The following is a 2,160-nucleotide window of genomic DNA, read 5'->3' as shown; positions in this document are numbered from 1 at the left end:
GTCACGGCGGGTGAGCCAGCCGGCGTACACGCCGTCCGCCGGCGCCGCACCGTCGACCGGCGTCGGGACGTTGGCGGTCGGGTAGCCCAGCTCGCGGCCGCGCTGGTCGCCCCGGACGACCATCCCACGCACGGTGAAGGAGCGGCCCAGTGCCTCCGCCGCACCCGCCACGTCGCCGGTGGCGAGGCACTGGCGGATGTAGGTCGAGCTCCACACCTGCGGGCCGCCGTCGAGGGCGATCCCCTCGACCTCGAAGTCGCGCGCCGCGCCCGCCTCGCGCAGCAGCGCCACGTCACCGGCGGCCCTCGAGCCGAAGCGGAAGTTGGCGCCGACCACGATGGCCCGGGCGTGCAGCGTGCCCACGAGGGTCCGGTCGATGAACTCCTCGGGGCTCCAGCCGGCGATCTCGCGGTCGAAGGGGATGACGAGCACCGCGTCGATGCCGGCCTCCTCGAGGAGCCGCGCGCGGGTCTCGATCGACGCCAGGATCGGCGGGGCGTGCTCGGGTCGCARCACCGCCATCGGGTGCGGGTCGAAGGTCACCACCACGACGGTGTCGACCCCGAGGTCACCGGCGGTGGCGCGGGCCTGGGCCAGGACGTGCCGGTGACCGAGGTGCACGCCGTCGAAGTTGCCGATCGTGACGACCGTGCGGCCGAGGTCGGTCGGCACGTCGTCGAAGGAACGCCAGATCTGCACGGGCGGCAGCCTACCGACGCCGCTAGCCGACGAAGACGGCCACCGGGCGCGCACCCGTGGCGGTCGGCTCGTAGAGGGCCAGGAAGGTGCCGTCGGGCGCGAACAGGGCGTGCTCCCCCGTCCCGGGCAGGACCAGGGCCAGCGGACGCCCGACGCGCACGTGGGCGGCGGCGTCCTCGTCGAGGTCGACCGCCGGGAAGGTCGCGCGCGCCGCGTCGGCGACGGGCAGCACCGACGGGGCGTCCGCGAGGTCCTCCAGGCTGCGGGCGACCGACAGGTCGAACGGTCCGACCGCCGTACGCCGCAGGGCGACGAGGTGGCCGCCGACGCCGAGCACGGCGCCGAGGTCGCGGGCGATGGCGCGGATGTAGGTGCCGCTTGAGCAGCGCACCGCGATGTCCACGTCGGCGCCGCGGACGTCGGTCACCTCGAGCTCGTGGATCGTCACCCGGCGTGCGGGCAGGTCGACGTCCTCGCCGTCCCGGACGCGCTGGTAGGCGCGCTTGCCGTCCACCTTGATCGCGGAGACGGCGGTGGGCTTCTGGTCGATCTCGCCGACGAACGTCGCCAGGACCTCGCGGACCCGCGCCTCGGTGATGTCGTCGGTCGCGGCGGTCGACGTCACCTCGCCCTCCGCGTCGTCGGTCGTCGTCGACGCGCCGAGGCGGATCGTCGCGTCGTAGCGCTTCTCGGTCAGCATCAGGTGGCCGAGCAGCCGGGTGGCCCTGTTGACGCCGAGGACCAGCACGCCGGTGGCCATGGGGTCCAGGGTGCCGGCGTGGCCGACCTTGCGGGTCCCCAGTGCCCGGCGGGTGCGAGCCACGACGTCGTGCGACGTCATCCCGCCGGGCTTGTCGACGACGACCAGCCCGTCAGCGACGGGCGTCGTCACGTGTCGCGCTCGTCGTCGTCCCAGACGTCGTCGTCCGCGGCCAGGTCGTCGTCCTCGCGCGGCTTCTTGTAGGGGTCCTCCTCGCCCGCGTACGCCGTGCCACGGCGGGCCGCGGCCTCCTCGTCGAGGGCCCTCGCCCGCGCGAGCACCTCGTCGAGGGCGCGGGCGCTCTCCGGGAGCGCGTCGGGGATGAAGGTGAGCGTCGGGACGATGCGCATGCCGAGCTGCTTGGCGACCTCGGAGCGGATCACGCCCTTGGCCGACTCGAGCGCGGCGGCGGTGCTCTCGCGCTCCTCGTCGGCACCGAGGACGGTGTAGAAGATCGACGCCTGCTGGCTGTCACCGGTGACGCGGACGTCGGTGACGGTGACGAACCCGAGGCGCGGGTCCTTGATCCGGCGCTCGAGCATCTCGGCGACGATGACCTGGATGCGGTCGGCGATCTTGCGGACGCGGGGGTTGCTCATGGTTCCACTCTCTCAAACGCCGACCGGGCACTTCCGGTGCGCTCCCGGAGGCCGACCGGGCACTTCGGTCCTCGTACGAGGACCGAAGTGCCCGGTCACTGC

At 73.7% G+C, this 2,160-nt stretch carries 3 protein-coding genes; all 3 read right to left on the bottom strand.

Going from position 1 to position 2,160, the window contains the following annotated elements:
- Positions 1-699: bifunctional riboflavin kinase/FMN adenylyltransferase (gene ribF / locus ACXJKL_RS19830; protein WP_457208718.1), on the bottom strand; the 699-nt coding region annotated here is incomplete at its 3' end.
- 22 nt (positions 700-721) lie between these two features.
- Positions 722-1,591: a tRNA pseudouridine(55) synthase TruB gene (truB, locus tag ACXJKL_RS19825; RefSeq protein WP_457208717.1), complete on the bottom strand. Its 870-nt coding sequence runs from the start codon at positions 1,589-1,591 to the stop codon at positions 722-724.
- On the bottom strand, positions 1,588-2,058 hold the full coding sequence (gene rbfA, locus ACXJKL_RS19820; protein WP_457208716.1) for a 30S ribosome-binding factor RbfA: 471 nt from the start codon (positions 2,056-2,058) through the stop codon (positions 1,588-1,590). Before rbfA ends, truB begins: the two co-directional genes overlap by 4 nt.
- Positions 2,059-2,160 lie beyond the last annotated feature (102 nt).

It is taken from the genome of Nocardioides sp. P5_C9_2 (genome assembly GCF_054049555.1).
The sequence above is the reverse complement of the archived record's forward strand: the minus strand, read 5'-3'. Positions and strand labels throughout refer to the sequence as shown.